Here is a 17,288-nt window from a genome sequence, read left to right as displayed (position 1 = left end):
GGGCAAGCCCGCTCCCACAGGTGTCAGTGTTTAATCCGATTCAACCGGCAGCAGTCAGAGCGAAGCGAGGAACTTGTCAGCCGACTCGTCGCTGATCTTCGCCGAGTTGGCGTCTTGCTTGTTCTGCTTCTCGGCTTCGGCCAGCTTCATCTTGTCCTGCAGTCGCTCGGCGATTTCTTTGCCGATGGCCAGTTGTTTCTCCGGCGGCATGGCTTTGATGTCGTCCTCGGTCAGGCCCATTTCCTGGAGGATGCTGTCGCGCAGACGCTGTTCCGGCGTTTTGCTCATGTAGTCCTTGAACTCATCCATAGCCGATGAGCCCGTGGATTTGGTCTGCGAAGTATCGGAGGTTTGCAGAGCGACACGGGTCTTGGCGAACGCTTCGTCGACGTTGTCGCTGATGCGCGTGGCTTCGCTGACTTGCTGGGTCGCCAGTTGCGTGGCCGATTCCTGCACCTTGGCGGTGGCTTCGGCGGTTTGCGCCTGGGCCTGGTTTTGCAGGGTTTGCAGCATCGCGCCGTGCAGGCCGCCTTGCAGTCCGGCTGCGGCGGTGGCGGTTGCATCGTCATTCAGCTGCTTGGGTAGATGAATGATTTGTTGTTGTTTTGCACTGACCAACATGATGAATGAACCTGTAGGTAATGACTGTCAGCCCTAGGCAGCAATTACCGTGCCTGTTGAATAAATTCATATTTATCAATGGCTTGTGGTTTTTCGTGAACAGGTAAAGCGGTCATCCCTTGCCGGTGGGCGGCAGGGGATGACCGTTGTCCGTCAGCGATGGGCAATGTTTTCCAGCGCCAGGTTGCGGGTGCGGGGGCCGAAATAGCCGATGGTCAGCATCACGATCAACATGCTGGCGACGATGAACGCCAACACGCCCGGTGTGCCGAAGTGGTCGAGGAACAGACCGATCAACAGGCTGCTGAACACCGTCGACAAGCGACTGAACGAGTAACAGAAGCCCACCGCCCGGGCGCGGATGTTGGTGGGGAACAGCTCGCTCTGATAGGAGTGATAACTGAAGCTCAGCCAGGCGTTGCAGAAGGTGATCATCACACCGCAGAAGATCAGGCCGAAGGCGCTGGTCTGCAACGCGAACAGGGTGCCGAAAGTCATGGCGCCCAGGGCCGAGCCGACGATCTGCCACTTGTTCTCGAAACGGTTGGCGAATTTGACGAACAGCAGCGGGCCGAGGGGGTAGGCGAGGGTGATGATGAACGCGTACATCAAGCTGTGAGTGACGCTGACGCCCTGACCGGAAAGCAACGCCGGCAGCCAGTTGCCGAAGCCGAAGAAACCGATCGCCTGGAAAATGTGAAAGACGATCAGCATCAACGCGCGGCGGCGATAGGGCGGTTGCCAGATATCGGCGAAACGGCCCTTGCCTTCGACATCGACGGCTACCGCTTCCGGTGCATCCAATGGCTTGCGGTGATCCTTCTCGCAGCGCGCCTCGATGTTATCGAGAATCCGGTTCGCCTCATCGAAGCGGCCATGCTGCGCCAGCCAGCGCGGCGACTCCGGCAGACGTTTGCGCAGCCACCAGATGAACAGTGCAAACACCGCGCTCGCCAACACCACCCAACGCCAGCCGGACACCCCGAACGGCGCTTGCGGCACCAGCCACCAGGACATCAACGCCACTGCCGGCACCGACAGGAACTGCACGAAAAATGCGAAGGCAAACGCCGAACTGCGCATGCGCTTGGGCACCAGTTCCGAGAGGTAGGCGTCGATGGTCACCAGTTCGATGCCGAGGCCGATGCCCACCAGAAAACGCATGCAGATGATCCCCAACGCCGAACTCTGCACGCCCATCAGTACCGTGGCCACGGTGTACCAGACCAGCGCGAAGGTGAAGATCGCCCGCCGACCGAACCGATCGGCCATCGGGCTCAGCAGACTGGCGCCGAGAAACAAACCGAGGAACGTCGCTGAGGCGAACGCAGCCTGATCGGAGAAACCGAACACGCCCTGATTGCCGGTGGCGAAGATGCCATCGCGGATCAGGCCGGGGCTGATGTAGGCGGTCTGGAACAGGTCGTAGAGTTCGAAAAAACCACCGATCGACAGCAGCGCCACCAGCCGCCAGAGGGTGGCGACTGCCGGGAGGCGGTCGATGCGGGCGGAGATCTCGGCGGCGCGTATCGGGTCGATGCCGTCGCATTGCGCGGCGGGGGCGTTTGCAGTCATGGGCTGATCCATTTTTTATTGATGGAAAAGCTTAGCCTGCTATCGGAAATCAAGGATTGTTTATATCGGCGGTTGGCGCAGTAAAACCGCCGATTTCTTGCAATATCCGCTTACCAATTAACGATTTATGTCGCGGGCTGCGGATCCGGCAATGCCGAGGCCGGAAGGCCGAACACCTTATCGAACAGCCAGTTGAACGCGAAGGTGTAGCAAGGGATGAACACGATCAGCGCCAGGTCCAGCAAAAAGGCCTGCACCAGACTGATGTTCATCCACCAGGCGATCAGTGGAATCAGGAACACGATCAGCGTCAGTTGGAAGCCGACGGCGTGGGCAATGCGCCGTTTCACCGTGCGGGTTCGCGACACTTGGCGGCTTTCCCAGCGCTCGAACAGCGAGGTGTAGATGAAGTTCCAGGTCACGGCGATGGTGGTGATGATCACCGCCAGCGGGCCGGTGCTGCCGGGCGAAGTGCCGGACAACAAGGCCAGACCGAGGGCCGAGAAGGTCATGCCGATCACTTCATAGAGCGACACGTAGACCAGTTTGCGTTTGACGCCTTGCATGGGGAATTGCCTCTTTCTTGCGACTTGTGGCCAGTGGGACTGGCGAAGGCGACGAAAGATAGCTTCAATAGAGGTGACAGAAAAAGTCAGTAGCTTTCAGTTTTATTGACAGGTGTGAGACGTGAATTTCAACAGTGAAAGCATCGAGCTGTTTCTTGCCGTGATCGAGCGCGGCTCGTTTTCCGCCGCGGCCAGGGCATTGGGCAAAGTCCCGTCGGCGGTGAGCATGGCCATCGGCAATCTGGAGGCCGAACTCGGTTACTCGCTGTTTGATCGCAGCCATCGCGAACCGCAACCCACTGCGATGGCGCTGTCGCTGGTACCCCATGCGCGGCTGATCGCCGATCAGCTCAAGCAATTGCAGGTACACGCGGTGCAGTTGTCGCTGGGGCTGGAGAGCAAGTTGTCGATCGGCGTGGCGGCGGATATCGATCGCCGACGGTTGCTGTCGGCGATCAAGGACCTCAGCGAGCGCCATCCGCTGCTCGACATCGAAGTGCTGACTGCGCCGCAGGATGATGTGCTGGCAATGCTTCACAGTGGCCGGGTCAGCGTGTGCCTGGCGTTCGCCGGGTTGAGCGTGAATGTGCTGGAACGGTTTCAGTTCGTCGGCAGTGAGCGAATGATCGCCACGCTGGCGGCGGATAGCCCGCTGTTGCAGGGTCAGGATCTGTTTCTCGAGGATCTGGTGCATGTGCGGCAGATCGTCGTCGGCAGTCGTGATTTGCCGATCAGCGAAACCCGGCCGCTGGTGGCCGAATCCCACTGGCGCACCGACAACCTGGAAACGGCGCTGGAGATGGTCGAGGCAGGGTTGGGCTGGGGCAATTTTCCGCTGTCTGTGGTGCAGCCGTGGCTCGATAGCGGACGGCTGAAACGACTGAATTTCCGCAACATCGAAAACGGCCTGGTGCTGCCGGTGCATGCGGTATGGCTCAAGAGCCAGCCGCTGCAGAAGGGCGCGCTGGCTCTGGTGGAGTTGCTGGGCGGTTGAGTCAGGTGCTCTCGCGAATCTTCAGTTCGAAGCCCATGTCCTCCACCGGCCGCGCCACGCTGTTGCCGGCCATCAGCGTCAGCATCTGTTCCGCTGCACGCTTGCCGATCGCTTCTCGGGGCGTGTTGATGCTGCTCAGGCGCGGCACCATGTGTTCCGACATCGGCAGGTCGTTGAAGCCGAGGATCGCCACTTGCTCGGGGATCTTGATCCGGTTGCGCAGCGCTTCAAGCAATGCGCCCTGAGCGAGGTCGTCATTGCCGAAGAAGATCGCATCGACATCCGGATGCGCCGCCAGCAATTGCAGGAACAACTCGCCACCCAGACCTACGGACGATGAACGCGGGGTCAGCACTTCCAGATCCGGATCGTAGCGACCGGCCTTCTGTAGCGCTTTGCGAAAGCCTTCACCGCGCAGCAGGGTGCGCTGATCGAGCTGCGCACCGATGTACGCCAGGCGCTTGCGGCCACGGGACAGCAAATGTTCGGCAGCCGTTTCGCCGGCGCTGAGCTGCGAGAAGCCGACGCAGTTCACCCCGGCGGCGCTGTCCAGTTCCATCATGTACACGCAGGGAATGTTGCTGGCCTCGATCATCCGCCGCGAACTTTCGGTGCGGTCGAAACCGGTCAGCAGCAAACCGCGTGGCTGATAGGCCATGTAGTTGCGCAGCAGGTTTTCTTCTTCATCGCGCGAATAGTGGAAGTTGCCGATCAGCACTTCGAAGCCTTTGGGCGTCAGTACCCGATGAATGGCTTCCAGGGTGTCGATGAATAAAAGGTTGGACAGCGAAGGCACCAGAACCACCACCGAATGGCTTTGGGCCGAGGCCAGGGCGCGGGCGGCGGGGTTGACCACATAGTTGAGTTCCAGCGCGGCTTTCTGGACTTTTTCCACCAGTTCGGTGGCAACCGTGCTGACCCCACGCAGGGCGCGGGAGGCGGTAATCGGACTGACGCCAGCCAGACGGGCGACTTCATTAAGGGTGGGACGGCCGGTGGTGCGGGTGTTTTTATCGTTTTTAGGGGTGGTCATCGGGCGGCTTGCCAAACAAAAATCAAGGCACTAAGGTAGCGCTGTCCTTATGCAGCTGCAAATGCGTAAGCGAGGTCCTGCCTGATCCTCGCTTTTTGGCGTACGGACAAAACCTGCTGCAACCCAAAAAAACGACAAGAAGGCGTCGGCAACTTCTGCCTGTGCACTAGAGTCATAGCTAGCAAAGGTAGCGCTGTCTGCGCGCTGAGGTGTTACATGAATCATCCCATCACCGCCCTGGTCATCATGGGCGTTGCCGGTTGCGGCAAGACGTGCGTCAGCGAGGCCCTGTGCCAATTGAGCGGCGCCACTGCCATTGAAGGCGATACTTTCCATCCGGCCGCGAACATCGAAAAGATGAGCGCGGGGATCCCCCTGAACGACGAAGACCGTGCCGGCTGGCTCGACAGCCTGTGCGACGAACTGCGCCGCGTCGACGCCCTGGGCGAACGCCCGGTGCTGACTTGCTCGGCCCTCAAACACAGTTATCGCGAAGTGCTGCGCAGCGCCTTGCCGGGCCTGGGTTTCGTGTTCCTCGAATTGACGCCTGAAGTCGCCGCTGAACGTGTGTCCCACCGTCCGGGCCACTTCATGCCGGCCACCTTGATCGAAAGCCAGTTCGCCACCCTCGAATCGCCCAAGGGCGAGCCGTTGACCCTGGCCCTGAATGCTTCGATCCACAGCGTTGAAGAGCTCGCATCGCAAGCCCACGTCTGGTGGCAGGCCCATGGCCTGAAACAGGCGGTATGAGTGTGATTGCGAAGATAGCGCTGTCCATGCGACTTCTGATTAACCCGCTTTAATAACAACAACAAACCAGGAGACACCCCCTCATGTTTGGCATGTCCCATGACGCCTACCTGCTGCTCGATGCAGTGGTTACGGTGATCGGACTCATCGTCCTGATCACCAAATTCAAGATTCACCCCTTCATTGCCCTGACCATCGCCGCCGCGTTCCTCGGCCTGACCTCCGGCATGCCGATCGGCACCATCATCAAGGCGTTCCAGGACGGCTTCGGTGGCGTGCTCGGTTTCGTCGGCATCATCCTCGCGCTGGGTACGATGCTCGGCAAGATGATGGCCGAATCCGGCGGTGCCGATCAGATCGCCCAGACCCTGATCCGCGCCTTCGGCAAGGACAAGGTTCAGTGGGCGATGATGTTCGCCGCGTTCCTGGTGGGCATTCCGCTGTTCTTCGAAATCGGCTTCGTGCTGCTGATTCCGCTGGTGTTCATCGTGGCTCGCCGCACCGGTGTGTCGATCATCAAGATCGGTATCCCGCTGCTCGCCGGCCTGTCCGCCGTGCACGGTCTGGTGCCGCCGCACCCGGGCCCGCTGCTGGCCATCGGCGTGTTCGGTGCCGACATCGGCAAGACCATTCTTTACGGTCTGATCGTCGCACTGCCGACCGCCATCATCGCCGGTCCGATCTTCGGTACGTTCATCGCCAAGCACATTCCGGGTCATCCGAACCAGGAACTGGTCGATCAACTGGCGCGTGAAAACGATTCGGCCAATCTGCCGAGCTTCAGCATCACCCTGGTCACCGTGCTGCTGCCGGTGTTCCTGATGCTGCTGAAAACCTTCGCTGACGTGGCGCTGCCGGACGGTCATTTCTTCCGCACCTGGATGGACATGATCGGTCACCCGATCTCGGCGCTGCTGCTGGCATTGCTGCTGTCGCTGTACACCTTCGGCTACAAGCAGGGCATCGGTTCTCAGCAGATGCTCAAATGGCTCGACGCGAGCCTGGCGCCGACTGCCGCGATCATCCTGATCATCGGTGCCGGTGGTGGCTTCAAGCAGATGCTGGTGACCAGCGGCGTGGGCGACGTGATCGGCCACATGGCGGTCAGCGCGCAGATCTCGCCGATCCTGCTGGCGTGGCTGGTGGCCGCGGTGATCCGCATCGCGACCGGTTCGGCCACCGTGGCGACCATCACTGGCGCGGGCATCGTGGTGCCGGTGGTCGGGATGATCCCTGGCGTGAACCGTGAGCTGCTTGTGCTGGCCACCGGTGCCGGTTCGCTGATCCTGTCCCACGTCAACGACGCCGGTTTCTGGCTGGTGAAGCAGTACTTCAACATGACCGTGGCCGAGACCTTCAAGACCTGGACAGCGATGGAAACCATCCTGTCCGTGGTGGGTCTGGGCTTTATTCTGTTGTTGTCGCTGTTCGTTTAACCCGAACGCAAGACACAAAAAAACCGCAGCGATGCGGTTTTTTTGTGCTTGGTGGATTGATCGTTCCCAAGCAGAGCGTGGGAACGATCATCACCTCAGGATTTGGTCACCAGACCATCCGCCCGGAACATCCCGCGAATCCCGCGTACCGCCTGGCGAATCCGGTCCTGGTTTTCGATCAATGCGAAGCGCACGTGATCGTCGCCGTACTCACCAAAACCGACACCCGGCGAGACGCAGACCTTGGCCTCGGCCAGCAGCTTCTTGGCGAACTCCAGCGAACCGAGGTGCGCGTAGGCTTCGGGAATCTTCGCCCAGACGTACATCGAAGCTTTCGGGTTCTCGACCATCCAGCCCAGTTCATGCAGGCCTTTGACCAGCACATTGCGGCGCTGGCGATATTGCTCGGCGATATCGCGCACGCATTGCTGATCACCTTCCAGCGCAGCAATCGCGGCCACCTGCAGCGGGGTGAAGGTGCCGTAGTCGTGGTAGCTCTTGATCCGCGCCAGGGCGCTGACCAGCTCCGGGTTGCCGACCATGAAGCCGATACGCCAGCCCGCCATGTTGTAGCTCTTGGACAGGGTGAAAAACTCCACCGCAATGTCCTTGGCGCCCGGCACCTGCATGATCGACGGGGCTTTCCAGCCGTCGTAGACGATGTCGGCGTAGGCCAGGTCGTGCACCACCAGCACGTCGTACTGTTTGGCGAGGGCGATCACCCGTTCGAAGAAGTCCAGCTCCACGCACTGCGCGGTCGGGTTCGACGGGAAGCCGAGGATCATCATCTTCGGTTTCGGGATCGAGCCGCGAATCGCCCGCTCCAGCTCGGCGAAGAAGTCCACGCCCGGCACCAGCGGCACCGACCGCACCTGGGCGCCGGCAATCACGGCACCGTAGATGTGAATCGGGTAGCTCGGATTTGGCACCAGCACGGTGTCGCCCTGGTCGAGGGTCGCCAGCATCAGGTGCGCCAGGCCTTCCTTGGAACCGATGGTGACGATGGCTTCGCTTTCCGGGTCGATCTCGACCGCGTAGCGCTCCTTGTACCAGTTGGAAATCGCCCGGCGCAGGCGCGGAATGCCCTTGGACGTGGAGTAACCGTGGGTGTCTTCGCGTTGCGCAACCTGCACCAGTTTTTCAACGATGTGCGGCGGCGTGGCGCCGTCGGGGTTGCCCATGCTCAAGTCGATGATGTCTTCGCCACGACGTCGGGCGGCCATCTTCAGCTCGGCAGTGATGTTGAAAACGTAAGGGGGGAGTCGATCAATGCGCGCAAAGCGGCGCGGCGAACCTTGTTCAGCCATTGTTGCCTCGGATAACGTAAGCGCCCGGAACCGTCCGAGCGACGCTGGTCACTGCGGTGACCTGTGGCGGACGATAAGGTCAGCGATGGCATACTGTCCAGAGCCTTTGTAAACAAATTTTTCTCAAGGAAAACCGGTTGATGGAATTTACCAGCGGCTTCTTGCTGAGCCTTTCGCTGTGCCTGGATATCGGCGTGGCCAACATCGCGATGATCACGCTGGCGATGCAGCGCGGCTATTTTCAAGGCTTCGCACTGGGCCTCGGCACCTGCGTCGGTGACCTGGTCTACGCGGTGCTGGCGCTGGCCGGAATGACCGTTCTGCTGCAATACGAAACCGTGCGCTGGGTGCTGTGGATCGGTGGTTCGGCGCTCTTGATCTACTTCGCGGCGAAGATGATCTATTCGGCGATCCACCACGAGGCGCAATTGGCGGCGACCGCCGAGGTCGGCCAGAACTCCCATCGCAAGGAGTTCTTCCGTGGGATTTTTCTCGCCATGTCGTCGCCGAGCGCCATCCTCTGGTTCGCGGCGGTGGGCGGTACGTTGATCGCCCGTTCCGGTGGCGGCGGTCCACTCAGCTCTGCGCTGTTTCTCGGTGGTTTCCTGTGCGCCGGGCTGCTGTGGTCGGCGGGACTGTGTTTCGCCGCGAGCCATGGCGGCAAGTTGCTGGGCGACAAACTGCTGCGCTATTCGTACATGGCATCTGCCGCGATCTTCTGCTATTTCGCGGTCTACGTGATCGTATCCGGTTATAACGAGTTTGTCGGCTCCGGGGCCGCCGAGGCCCTGCATACGCTGTAAATGTGCGAATCGGGTTTGGCTTCTATACTCCCAGCCGAACCCACTTTTTTCGTTCAAGGAGTCGAGTCATGGATGAGCAAAAACGCGTCGAAGTGGCTGAACCTCGCTTCGAACATGGACACTTCCTGCTGATTGCAGGTTTTCGCGATCGCTTCACCAAAGAGACCGTTCAGGACATCCCTGCGCTGTGGGAAAAACTGATCCCGCACATCGGACATATTCCGGGGCAGAAGGGCGAAGTGACCTACGGTGTCTGCAGCAATTTCGACGGCAACGGCGGTTTCGATTACATGGCCGGGGTCGAGATCAGGAAGCTGGACGATTTCCCGCAGGAAAAATATCCGTGGATCGAAATCCTCCCGCGCCAGTACGCGGTGTTCGAACACAAGGGTTCGCTGGATCAGTTGCCGCAGACCATTGATTACATCTACAAAACCTGGCTGCCGGCATCCGAATACAAAGGGCTCAACGCCCCGGAGCTGGAACGCTACAGCGCCGATTTCAACCCGAAGCTCAATACCGGCAAGCTGGAAATCTGCGTCCCGGTGGAAAAGAAAACCTGATCGGCAACCGGCAGCGCGAACCCGCTTCGCGCTGCCGGTCGAGCCTTACTTGCCCTTGATCCGTCGTGCCCGCAATAGGTCGATGCCCAGGGTAATGAAGCCGAAGAAGCTGATGCCCAACACCATCAACAAACCGATTTCCACGCTGCTCATAAACGGTTCCCCCCTCGGGTGATCAGAGACAGGCACCAGAAATAGACCGTCCCGAATCCGAAGAAAAGCGCTTATACGCAGGCTTTACGCCCCCTGCGCGGATCGATATGAACACCTTATTCCTTTATCCTTGGCGGCCTTGTTTCCACTGATTTCGAGCCGCCATGAACACCGTCATCCGCCACGTCACCGCCGCCGACCTGGATCGCTGCTACGCCATCGAAACCCTCGCCTACGAGGGCGACGAAGCCGCGACCCGCGAAAAGATCGCCACGCGCATCGCCACCTGGCCGGACGGTTTCATCGTCGCCGAGGTGGACGGGCAGGTAGCCGGGTTCATCAACTCCGGCGCGGCGTTTGACGTGCAGATGTCCGACGAGGCGTTCAAGGAACTGATCGGCCACGACCCGGCGGGGCCGAACGTGGTGATCATGTCGGTGGTGGTGCACCCGGATTATCAGGGCCTGGGCCTGGCCAAGCGTCTGCTGGGTGAATTCATCGAACGCATGCGCGAGCAGGGCAAGGCGACGATTCACCTGATGTGCAAGGAACGGCATATACCGCTGTACGCCGGATTCGGTTTTGCCTACATCAAACCGTCCGAATCCGACCACGGTGGAATGGCGTGGCACGAGATGATCCTGACCCTCTGAAGAAGAACCCCTGACCTGATCGTTCCCACGCTCTGCGTGGGAATGCAGCCCGGGACGCTCCGCGTTCCTGCCGCACCACTGATGCAACGCCTGGCACCGTCATGACGCAGAGCGTCAAAGTCTGCGTTCCCACGCAGAGCGTGGGAACGATCGGTGGACGGGGTCAGTAGAGGGTGTCACGTACTCTGGCCGGGGCCTCGCGATCATAAGCCTCGGCATCAAACTGCCCATCATTCAACCGCTTGTGAAAAGCCCCTGCAGTCGGCAGCGCCGAGCGCGGTAGATGGGTTTGCGGATTCCACGCATCCGAACGCACAAACGCTTTCGAGCAATGAAAGAACGCCGCCTCCACCCTCACCAGCAACACCGTACGCGCCGGTTTGCCGTTGACCGCGAAGCTTTCCAGCAACTCGGGATCAGCGCTGATGGTCGCCGTACCGTTGACCCGCAACGTTTCGCCAATCCCCGGAATGATGAACAGCAGCGACACCCGTGGATCGTGCAACACGTTGCGCAAGGTATCGATGCGGTTGTTGCCCGGGCGATCCGGCAGGGCCAGAGTGCGCTCGTCAATGATCCGCACAAACCCCGGCGCATCGCCGCGCGGGGAACCGTCGATGCCGTCGGCACCCACCGAGCTGACAATCACCAACGGCGAAACCCGGACCATCGCCTGATAGTCCTCGTTGAGAAAACCGATCTGCTTGCGCACCGCTCGTTCGTGGGGCAAGCCGTAGATGGCTTCCAGCGCTTCGATTGAATCGATCATCGTTGCTCCCTCGACGATTAGAAGAACAACCCCATGCGCCGCTCGTAACCGATGCGGCCCTTGTACGCTTCGCCGCTGTCGACGAAGCCGTACTTGGCGTACAGCGCAATCGCAGCGTCGTTGTCGGCGTCCACCGACAGCTCCAGCCCTTTGATTTCCGGCCAGGCCTGACGTGCAACCTCCGGCAACGCCAGCAGGCAAGCCTTGCCATAGCCCTTGCCCTGTGCGCGGTGATCGACCTGCAACGCATGCAGGGTGGCGCTGTGTTCATCGGCCCATTCCGGCAGAACCGGCGGGCGCTTGAGCAGCAGGAACGCCACTGGCTTATCTTCGGCCAGCAGGGCAAAACCCTTCACGCCAGGGCCGGGTTTCGACAGCAGCGTGTGCAGGGCGCCGTGGATGTCGCCGGAGAACTTGATCTGCTCGGCGTGGATTTCAATCGCTTCGACCTGCTGACGCTGCAAGGCGTTAAGGCTCTCGTACGGCACGAGTTTGGCTGACAAGGGAATTTCCTTTTTCCTACAAAGATGAGCCTCGGATTCTAGCGACTTTGCGTTCCCTGGAATTTTTTTGTTTCAGCTGTCGATCCGGCAAATCGCCGAACGACTAAGGGTGTCTTCACAACAAAAACCACGGAGAACACCATGAGCGCACAAAGCGATATCCAGACTCTGATCAACACCTACCGCGAAGCCGTCATGACCAAGGACGTCGAGAAAGTCATGGCGCTGTACGCCGACGACATCCTCTCGTTCGATGCGATCAAGGCCCTGCAATTCAAGGGCAAACCGGCCTACCGCGCGCACTGGGTGGATTGCATGGAAATGTGCCCCGGCCCGCACATCTTCGAGTTCCACGAAATCGCGATCGAAACAGGCGACAACATCGCCTTCGCCCACTGGGTTGCCAACTGCGGCGGCACCAATGAACAGGGCGAAACCCAGAGTTGCTGGATGCGTGCCACCGCCTGTTATCGGCTGGTCGGCGGTGCCTGGAAAATTGTCCACGAGCACTGGTCGGCGCCGTTCGATCCGATGACCGGCTCGACCCTGTTCGATGCGAAACCCTGATCTTCAGCCATAGTTGATTCGTCCGATTCAGGAGAACGCCATGAAGTATTTATGCCTGGTCTACAGCGATGAGCGCCTGCTGCATTCGTCACCCGACAGCCCGGAGGACGCCGAATGCTGGGCCTACGCCGAGTCGATCCAGGGCAGCGGCCGAATGGTCGCCGCCGAAGCGCTGGAGTCGGTGCAGACCGCCACCACGGTGCGCATGCGCAACGGCAAGCTGTCGATCACCGACGGCCCGTTCGCCGAGACCAAGGAGCAGTTGGCCGGCTTCTACCTGATCGACGCGCGTGACCTCAACGAAGCGATTCAGGTCGCTGGCAACATTCCGGCGGCCCGGGTCGGCAGCGTCGAAGTGCGTCCCGTGCGCCAGTTGAATGTCTGAAGTCAGGGCGCGGGTCGAGCAGGTCTATCGCGAAGACTCGCGGCGGATCCTCGCGACCCTGATCCGCCTGCTCGGCGATTTCGACCTCGCCGAAGAAGCCTTGCACGAGGCGTTCTTCGTCGCGGTCGAACGCTGGCAGCGTGACGGCGTGCCGGACAATCCGCGGACCTGGCTGGTTTCCACCGGGCGCTTCAAGGCCATTGACGTGTTGCGCCGTCGTGCGCGGTTCAAGGCCTCGCAGCCGTTATTGCTGGCGCAACTGGAAGAACTGGAGCAGTCCGAATGGGACGCTGAAGACGTGGAAGACGATCGCCTGCGCCTGATCTTCACCTGCTGCCACCCGGCGCTGGCGGCGGACGCGCAGGTGCCGCTGACCCTGCGTGAAGTCTGCGACCTCACCACCGAGGAAATCGCCCGGGCATTCCTCTCGGCGCCGGCGGCGATTGCCCAGCGCATCGTGCGGGCCAAGGCGAAGATTCGTGATGCGAAAATCCCTTATCAAGTACCGAGCCTGAGCGAATTGCCCGAACGCCTCGACAGCGTGTTGCGGGTGATTTATCTGGTGTTCAACGAAGGCTACTCGGCATCCGGTGGCGCCCAGGTGACCCGCGAAGACCTGACCCGTGAGGCGATCCGCCTCGGGCGGTTGCTGCTGGAGTTGTTGCCGGACCCGGAAGTCATGGGGTTGCTTGCGTTGATGCTGCTGCATGAATCGCGGCGCTCGGCGCGGTCGACGCCGGATGGAGAACTGATTCTGCTGGATGATCAGGATCGCGGATTGTGGAATGCCGAGCTGATCGCCGAAGGCTGTGATCTGGTGGAAAAGGCGCTGACCACGGGACGCTTCGGGCCTTACTGCCTGCAGGCAGCGATTGCGGCGGTGCATGCCGAAGCGCCGACGGCGGGGGAAACGGACTGGGCGCAGATCGTCGGGCTGTATGACGTGTTGCTGCGGGCGGTGCCGTCGCCGGTGATCGAGTTGAACCGGGCGGTGGCGGTGGCCAAGCGTGACGGGGCGCTGGCGGGGTTGACGCTGATTGAAGGGATTCTGGGGCGTGGGGAGTTGCAGGATTACCACTTGGCGCATTCGGCGCGGGCGGAGTTTTGCCGGCAGTTGGGGCGGGTTGAAGAGGCGCGGGCGGCTTACCGGCGAGCCTTGGAATTGACCCTGCAAGAGCCGGAGCGGCGGTTTATCGAGGGGCGGCTTTCGGCTTTGGATCGCTTGCCCTCACCCTAGCCCTCTCCCAGAGGTAGAGGGGACCGATCCGGGGATATTGGGGATATACGCCGACCTGAACGGTTCGCTGTGAATCCATAATCGACCAGATCTTTCAGGTCGATGTATGACGTAAGACACCTCGGTCAGTCCCCTCTCCCCCGGGAGAGGGTTAGGGTGAGGGCGCTTTTGATTTTGCCTTTCGCCTTTCGCTTTTAGGCCTGCTGCCGAGTCGCAGCCATCACAATCTCGCGAATACAAACCCCCTGCGGCTGCCCATACGCATAAGCAATCGCCGTCGCCACATCCTCGGCGCTCAGCACCGTGCCGCCCATGTCCTGTTTCCACGCCTGATACCCGGTCTTGATCGCCTCATCCGTGGTGTGGCTCAGCAACTCGGTCTCCACCGCGCCCGGAGCAATCGTGGTCACCCGCACGTTATGCGGCGACAGCTCTTCACGCAGATTCTCCGACAGCCCATGCACCGCAAACTTGGTGCCGACATAGGCCACATGGTTGGGGAAGGTCTTGCGCCCGGCCACCGAGCTGACGTTGATGATGGTGCCATGCTTGCGCTCGATCATCCCGGCCACCACCGCGTGCACGCCGTTGAGCAGACCCTTCACGTTGACGTCGAGCATCTGGTCCCACTGCGCCGGGTCCTGTTTGCTCATCTCGCCCAGCAGCATCACGCCGGCGTTGTTGATCAGCGCATCGGCCGGGCCAAATTGCGCTTCGGCCTCGGCGACAGCGGCCAGCAAAGCGCCGCGGTCAGTGATGTCGACGCGGCGGCTGAGGGTGTTCGGCAGTGCCAGAGCTTCAAGGCGTTCGATGCGCCGGGCCAGCAACAACAGTGGATGGCCGGCCGCGCTCAAGCGGCGGGCGGTGGCTTCGCCGATGCCCGAGCTGGCGCCGGTGATGATGATCAAGGGCTTGCTCATGGTTGAACTCCTGAGATAAGAAAAACAAATAACCAGATTCGTGACGCAGTATATTTAGCCCGCTGGAGGCTGAAAAATGCCTTATTCCTCTGTCTGCTATCGGAATCTCCTATGGATCTCCGCCATCTCAAAGCCTTCCTCGCGGTGTTCGAAGAACGCAACATCACCGCTGCCGCGCAACGGCTGTTCATCAGTCAGCCCACGTTGTCGGTGACCATCAAACAGCTGGAAGAAGAACTCGGCGCGACGCTGTTCGTGCGTCAGCCCCGTGGTGTGGACGTCAGCGACGAAGCGCGACTGCTGTACCCGCAGGCACGCCGGATGGTGGCCGAATCCGAGGCGCTGAGCCGGATGTTTCGCGGCCGCGAAAATCGCGTACCGCTGACCCTCGGCATCGAGGGCGACATCGCCGCCAGTCACATCGAAGCCTTCGTGCGGATGGCCCATCAGGCATTGCCCAATCTGCTGCTGACCCTGGAAGAGAGCTGTCACGGCGATGGTCGATTGGCGGTCGAGGAAATGTGCTGCGAGGACGAACTGTTCCTGCCGCTGTGGGAAGAGTCGTATGTGATGGCGCTGCCTCTCGACCATCCGATGGCCAACGCGCAGGCAGGCTGGGCGCCGATCGAAGACTGGATCACCTGTCCGCAACATCCTTCGCATCAACGGTTGATGGCGCTGTACGGACGCTCGCCGGAAGTAGTGGCCGGGCATGCCGGTTCACTGCAACAGGCGTTGCACATGGTGGCGGCGGGTGTCGGCGTGGCGATGTTGCCGCAGTCGCTGGTGAGCGGGCACGAGCGCATCGTTGTAAAAGCGCTGCACCTGCCGGCGCCGACCCGGCGGGTGGGATTGTGCTACGCGGCGCAGGCGCTGGAGTTGCCGACGATGCGCGGGTTGCACGAGTACTTTCAGGTGAACCGTCCGGTCGGTATTGCAGCGGCCTGAGCGGCCGCCATCGCCAGCAGGCTGGCTCCCACAGATCCAGTGTGGGAGCTAGCCTGCTAGCGATTGAGGGCACCGCTATTCCAGCATCTTGCTCAGCAACCAGCTCCCCGCCGGCCCCGGCGGGTACAGCCTCGACCACAGCGCATCGACGAACACCGGTTTCGGCCAGCCGCGCACCTTCAGTTCCACCAGCAAGTCATTGCCGAAACGCTCTACCAGCCAGCGCGGCAGCGGGGCCCAGCCGAAACCTTTTTCAGCCATTTCCAGCAGCATCAGATAACTCGGCGCCGACCACACCCGACCTTTGCCGCGACTGTCATAGGGATTGACGATGGTGGCCAGGCGCAGCTCGCGATGCTGTTCAAGGACCGTTTGATCGATGGAATCGTGCGTCGCCAACGGATGACCACGCCCCACGAACAAGGCAATTTCCGTACGCTCGGCGACGGTCGCGCTCGCCAGATCCGGTGGGTAGTTGTCCTGCATTTCGGCGAACGCCAGGTGTGCCCGGCCGCGCTGCACCAGTTCGACCAGGTCATCGCACTCGGCGATCAGGCATTCCAGCTCCAGATCCGGATAACGCTGCTCGAACCCCACCAGTGCCGCTTCGAAACGGTCGGACTGATAAGTGTCGGAAATCGCCACCGTCAGTTTCGGCTCGACGCCCTGAGCCAACTGCCGGGCGGTCATTTCCATTCGGCTGGTGGCCGACAGAATCGCCTCGGCCCGTTGCAGCATCACGTGCCCGGCCGGGGTCAGGGTCGGCTTGCGGCTGCTGCGGTCGAACAGCACCAGATCCAGATCAATCTCCAGACTGGCCACCGCCGCGCTCACGGTCGACTGACTGCGCCCTAGTTTGCGCGCCGCCGCGGAAAACGAGCCTTGAGTCGCCGCCTGGACAAATGCCAGCAACACTTCCTGAGACGCCATGAACTATCGCCTTGATCGATGGTTATTGGTTATGAAGTATCGGTGTGGTGCTGGATCATGGCAACCATCTTCACAGAGGACTTCGGCCATGACTTCCAACAAATCCATCACTGAGCGTATCTTCCAGGCCATCGGTTTCGAACTGCTGGCGATCCTGATCTGTACCCCGTTGCTGGCGTGGATCATGGGCAAACCGCTGGTCGAAATGGGCGCCGTCACTATCGCCATCGCGTTGCTGGCCTTGGGTTGGAACGTGGTGTTCAACGGCTTCTTCGACCGGATGCTCAAGCGCTGGAACATCGCCCACAACGCCTGGGTGCGGGTGGCGCACGCGCTGCTGTTCGAGGGCGGGTTGATCGTGATGGGCGTGCCGCTGATTGCCTGGTGGCTGTCGGTCAGCCTGTGGCAGGCGTTCCTGCTCGACATCGGCGTGCTGCTGTTCTTCCTGCCATACACCTACGTTTATCACTGGGGTTATGACGTGGTGCGCGAGCGGCTGGTGATGCGCAGCGCTTGCCAGAGCTGAAAACAAAAAATCGCAGCCTGTGAGGGCTGCGATTTTTTTGTCCGGACTT

20 protein-coding genes are annotated in these 17,288 nt (G+C 60.9%); 11 read left to right on the top strand and 9 right to left on the bottom strand.

The window, feature by feature from the left end:
* Positions 1 to 54: 54 nt before the first annotated feature.
* The 3 genes from PDR5_RS22120 to PDR5_RS22110 all read right to left on the bottom strand — a co-directional run bounded on the left by PDR5_RS22120 (position 55) and on the right by PDR5_RS22110 (position 2,762).
* Positions 55 to 621 (bottom strand): hypothetical protein, encoded by a 567-nt coding sequence (locus PDR5_RS22120; protein WP_064598894.1) that lies wholly within the window; start codon positions 619 to 621, stop codon positions 55 to 57.
* A 153-nt stretch (positions 622 to 774) separates the two neighbouring features.
* Entirely contained in the window at positions 775 to 2,196 is a 1,422-nt protein-coding gene (locus PDR5_RS22115) for an MFS transporter (RefSeq protein ID WP_064598892.1), read from the bottom strand.
* A 125-nt stretch (positions 2,197 to 2,321) separates the two neighbouring features.
* Positions 2,322 to 2,762 carry a PACE efflux transporter gene (locus PDR5_RS22110; RefSeq protein WP_064598890.1) on the bottom strand — a complete coding sequence of 147 codons (441 nt, stop codon included), beginning with the start codon at positions 2,760 to 2,762 and terminating at the stop codon, positions 2,322 to 2,324.
* A 121-nt stretch (positions 2,763 to 2,883) separates the two neighbouring features.
* On the opposite strand from PDR5_RS22110, the gene PDR5_RS22105 reads away from it, so the two are divergent.
* Positions 2,884 to 3,756 carry a LysR family transcriptional regulator gene (locus PDR5_RS22105; protein WP_064598885.1) on the top strand — a complete coding sequence of 291 codons (873 nt, stop codon included), beginning with the start codon at positions 2,884 to 2,886 and terminating at the stop codon, positions 3,754 to 3,756.
* 1 nt (position 3,757) lies between these two features.
* Here PDR5_RS22105 and PDR5_RS22100 read toward each other — a convergent pair whose 3' ends face one another.
* Entirely contained in the window at positions 3,758 to 4,789 is a 1,032-nt protein-coding gene (locus PDR5_RS22100) for a LacI family DNA-binding transcriptional regulator (RefSeq protein WP_064598883.1), read from the bottom strand.
* A 216-nt stretch (positions 4,790 to 5,005) separates the two neighbouring features.
* Between PDR5_RS22100 and PDR5_RS22095 the strand changes: the two genes are divergently transcribed.
* Together PDR5_RS22095 and PDR5_RS22090 are read left to right on the top strand one after the other, a co-directional pair.
* Positions 5,006 to 5,539 carry a gluconokinase gene (locus PDR5_RS22095; RefSeq protein WP_064598881.1) on the top strand — a complete coding sequence of 178 codons (534 nt, stop codon included), beginning with the start codon at positions 5,006 to 5,008 and terminating at the stop codon, positions 5,537 to 5,539.
* 83 nt (positions 5,540 to 5,622) lie between these two features.
* Positions 5,623 to 6,975 (top strand): GntP family permease, encoded by a 1,353-nt coding sequence (locus tag PDR5_RS22090; RefSeq protein WP_064598879.1) that lies wholly within the window; start codon positions 5,623 to 5,625, stop codon positions 6,973 to 6,975.
* A 95-nt stretch (positions 6,976 to 7,070) separates the two neighbouring features.
* Here the strand turns inward: PDR5_RS22090 and alaC are convergent, their stop codons facing one another.
* Positions 7,071 to 8,282 (bottom strand): alanine transaminase, encoded by a 1,212-nt coding sequence (gene alaC / locus PDR5_RS22085; protein WP_064598877.1) that lies wholly within the window; start codon positions 8,280 to 8,282, stop codon positions 7,071 to 7,073.
* A 140-nt stretch (positions 8,283 to 8,422) separates the two neighbouring features.
* On the opposite strand from alaC, the gene PDR5_RS22080 reads away from it, so the two are divergent.
* The 3 genes from PDR5_RS22080 (at position 8,423) to PDR5_RS22070 (ending at position 10,454) form a co-directional block, all read left to right on the top strand.
* A complete protein-coding gene (locus PDR5_RS22080) occupies positions 8,423 to 9,085 on the top strand; it encodes a LysE family translocator (protein ID WP_064598875.1) in 663 nt (220 codons plus the stop codon).
* A 68-nt stretch (positions 9,086 to 9,153) separates the two neighbouring features.
* Positions 9,154 to 9,648: a GyrI-like domain-containing protein gene (locus PDR5_RS22075; RefSeq protein WP_064598873.1), complete on the top strand. Its 495-nt coding sequence runs from the start codon at positions 9,154 to 9,156 to the stop codon at positions 9,646 to 9,648.
* A gap of 317 nt (positions 9,649 to 9,965) precedes the next feature.
* Complete coding sequence (locus PDR5_RS22070; protein WP_007951113.1) at positions 9,966 to 10,454, top strand: GNAT family N-acetyltransferase; 489 nt, start codon at positions 9,966 to 9,968, stop codon at positions 10,452 to 10,454.
* A 163-nt stretch (positions 10,455 to 10,617) separates the two neighbouring features.
* On the opposite strand, the gene PDR5_RS22065 is transcribed toward PDR5_RS22070, so the two are convergent.
* Together PDR5_RS22065 and PDR5_RS22060 are read right to left on the bottom strand one after the other, a co-directional pair.
* The gene (locus PDR5_RS22065; RefSeq protein ID WP_064598871.1) at positions 10,618 to 11,223 is read right to left on the bottom strand and encodes a pyridoxamine 5'-phosphate oxidase family protein; all 606 of its coding nucleotides are present in this window, start codon (positions 11,221 to 11,223) and stop codon (positions 10,618 to 10,620) included.
* 17 nt (positions 11,224 to 11,240) lie between these two features.
* A complete protein-coding gene (locus tag PDR5_RS22060) occupies positions 11,241 to 11,726 on the bottom strand; it encodes a GNAT family N-acetyltransferase (RefSeq protein WP_064598870.1) in 486 nt (161 codons plus the stop codon).
* A 141-nt stretch (positions 11,727 to 11,867) separates the two neighbouring features.
* On the opposite strand from PDR5_RS22060, the gene PDR5_RS22055 reads away from it, so the two are divergent.
* Genes PDR5_RS22055 through PDR5_RS22045 form a run of 3 tightly spaced genes read left to right on the top strand, consistent with a single transcriptional unit; the run spans position 11,868 to position 13,915 of the window.
* On the top strand, positions 11,868 to 12,293 hold the full coding sequence (locus PDR5_RS22055) for a YybH family protein (RefSeq protein ID WP_064598868.1): 426 nt from the start codon (positions 11,868 to 11,870) through the stop codon (positions 12,291 to 12,293).
* Between the two features lie 40 nt (positions 12,294 to 12,333).
* A complete protein-coding gene (locus PDR5_RS22050; protein ID WP_007951101.1) occupies positions 12,334 to 12,678 on the top strand; it encodes a YciI family protein in 345 nt (114 codons plus the stop codon).
* On the top strand, positions 12,671 to 13,915 hold the full coding sequence (locus PDR5_RS22045; RefSeq protein ID WP_064598866.1) for an RNA polymerase sigma factor: 1,245 nt from the start codon (positions 12,671 to 12,673) through the stop codon (positions 13,913 to 13,915). The genes PDR5_RS22050 and PDR5_RS22045 overlap by 8 nt, the downstream gene beginning before the upstream one ends.
* Positions 13,916 to 14,109: 194 nt before the next feature.
* Here PDR5_RS22045 and PDR5_RS22040 read toward each other — a convergent pair whose 3' ends face one another.
* Positions 14,110 to 14,835 carry an SDR family oxidoreductase gene (locus PDR5_RS22040; protein WP_064598864.1) on the bottom strand — a complete coding sequence of 242 codons (726 nt, stop codon included), beginning with the start codon at positions 14,833 to 14,835 and terminating at the stop codon, positions 14,110 to 14,112.
* A gap of 111 nt (positions 14,836 to 14,946) precedes the next feature.
* Between PDR5_RS22040 and PDR5_RS22035 the strand changes: the two genes are divergently transcribed.
* A complete protein-coding gene (locus PDR5_RS22035; RefSeq protein ID WP_064598863.1) occupies positions 14,947 to 15,783 on the top strand; it encodes a LysR family transcriptional regulator in 837 nt (278 codons plus the stop codon).
* Positions 15,784 to 15,858: 75 nt separating this feature from the next.
* Here the strand turns inward: PDR5_RS22035 and PDR5_RS22030 are convergent, their stop codons facing one another.
* Positions 15,859 to 16,713, bottom strand: coding sequence for a LysR family transcriptional regulator (locus PDR5_RS22030; RefSeq protein ID WP_064598861.1), 855 nt, complete (start codon positions 16,711 to 16,713; stop codon positions 15,859 to 15,861).
* Positions 16,714 to 16,801: 88 nt separating this feature from the next.
* On the opposite strand from PDR5_RS22030, the gene PDR5_RS22025 reads away from it, so the two are divergent.
* The gene (locus PDR5_RS22025) at positions 16,802 to 17,239 is read left to right on the top strand and encodes a multidrug/biocide efflux PACE transporter (protein WP_064598859.1); all 438 of its coding nucleotides are present in this window, start codon (positions 16,802 to 16,804) and stop codon (positions 17,237 to 17,239) included.
* Positions 17,240 to 17,288 lie beyond the last annotated feature (49 nt).

The organism is Pseudomonas sp. DR 5-09 (genome assembly GCF_001655595.1).
In the GTDB taxonomy this organism is placed as follows: domain Bacteria; phylum Pseudomonadota; class Gammaproteobacteria; order Pseudomonadales; family Pseudomonadaceae; genus Aquipseudomonas; species Aquipseudomonas pharyngis.
The sequence above is the reverse complement of the archived record's forward strand: the minus strand, read 5'-3'. Positions and strand labels throughout refer to the sequence as shown.

What these genes read in the sequence shown, in the direction of transcription:
- PDR5_RS22080 (WP_064598875.1), top strand. Translation starts at nt 8,423, where the DNA reads ATGGAATTTACCAGCGGCTTCTTGCTGAGCCTTTCGCTGTGCCTGGAT.
- PDR5_RS22110 (WP_064598890.1), bottom strand. Translation starts at nt 2,762, where the DNA reads ATGCAAGGCGTCAAACGCAAACTGGTCTACGTGTCGCTCTATGAAGTG.
- PDR5_RS22035 (WP_064598863.1), top strand. Translation starts at nt 14,947, where the DNA reads ATGGATCTCCGCCATCTCAAAGCCTTCCTCGCGGTGTTCGAAGAACGC.
- PDR5_RS22025 (WP_064598859.1), top strand. Translation starts at nt 16,802, where the DNA reads ATGACTTCCAACAAATCCATCACTGAGCGTATCTTCCAGGCCATCGGT.
- alaC (WP_064598877.1), bottom strand. Translation starts at nt 8,282, where the DNA reads ATGGCTGAACAAGGTTCGCCGCGCCGCTTTGCGCGCATTGATCGACTC.
- PDR5_RS22055 (WP_064598868.1), top strand. Translation starts at nt 11,868, where the DNA reads ATGAGCGCACAAAGCGATATCCAGACTCTGATCAACACCTACCGCGAA.
- PDR5_RS22040 (WP_064598864.1), bottom strand. Translation starts at nt 14,835, where the DNA reads ATGAGCAAGCCCTTGATCATCATCACCGGCGCCAGCTCGGGCATCGGC.
- PDR5_RS22090 (WP_064598879.1), top strand. Translation starts at nt 5,623, where the DNA reads ATGTTTGGCATGTCCCATGACGCCTACCTGCTGCTCGATGCAGTGGTT.
- PDR5_RS22050 (WP_007951101.1), top strand. Translation starts at nt 12,334, where the DNA reads ATGAAGTATTTATGCCTGGTCTACAGCGATGAGCGCCTGCTGCATTCG.
- PDR5_RS22120 (WP_064598894.1), bottom strand. Translation starts at nt 621, where the DNA reads ATGTTGGTCAGTGCAAAACAACAACAAATCATTCATCTACCCAAGCAG.
- PDR5_RS22100 (WP_064598883.1), bottom strand. Translation starts at nt 4,789, where the DNA reads ATGACCACCCCTAAAAACGATAAAAACACCCGCACCACCGGCCGTCCC.
- PDR5_RS22075 (WP_064598873.1), top strand. Translation starts at nt 9,154, where the DNA reads ATGGATGAGCAAAAACGCGTCGAAGTGGCTGAACCTCGCTTCGAACAT.
- PDR5_RS22070 (WP_007951113.1), top strand. Translation starts at nt 9,966, where the DNA reads ATGAACACCGTCATCCGCCACGTCACCGCCGCCGACCTGGATCGCTGC.
- PDR5_RS22045 (WP_064598866.1), top strand. Translation starts at nt 12,671, where the DNA reads ATGTCTGAAGTCAGGGCGCGGGTCGAGCAGGTCTATCGCGAAGACTCG.
- PDR5_RS22065 (WP_064598871.1), bottom strand. Translation starts at nt 11,223, where the DNA reads ATGATCGATTCAATCGAAGCGCTGGAAGCCATCTACGGCTTGCCCCAC.
- PDR5_RS22115 (WP_064598892.1), bottom strand. Translation starts at nt 2,196, where the DNA reads ATGACTGCAAACGCCCCCGCCGCGCAATGCGACGGCATCGACCCGATA.
- PDR5_RS22095 (WP_064598881.1), top strand. Translation starts at nt 5,006, where the DNA reads ATGAATCATCCCATCACCGCCCTGGTCATCATGGGCGTTGCCGGTTGC.
- PDR5_RS22030 (WP_064598861.1), bottom strand. Translation starts at nt 16,713, where the DNA reads ATGGCGTCTCAGGAAGTGTTGCTGGCATTTGTCCAGGCGGCGACTCAA.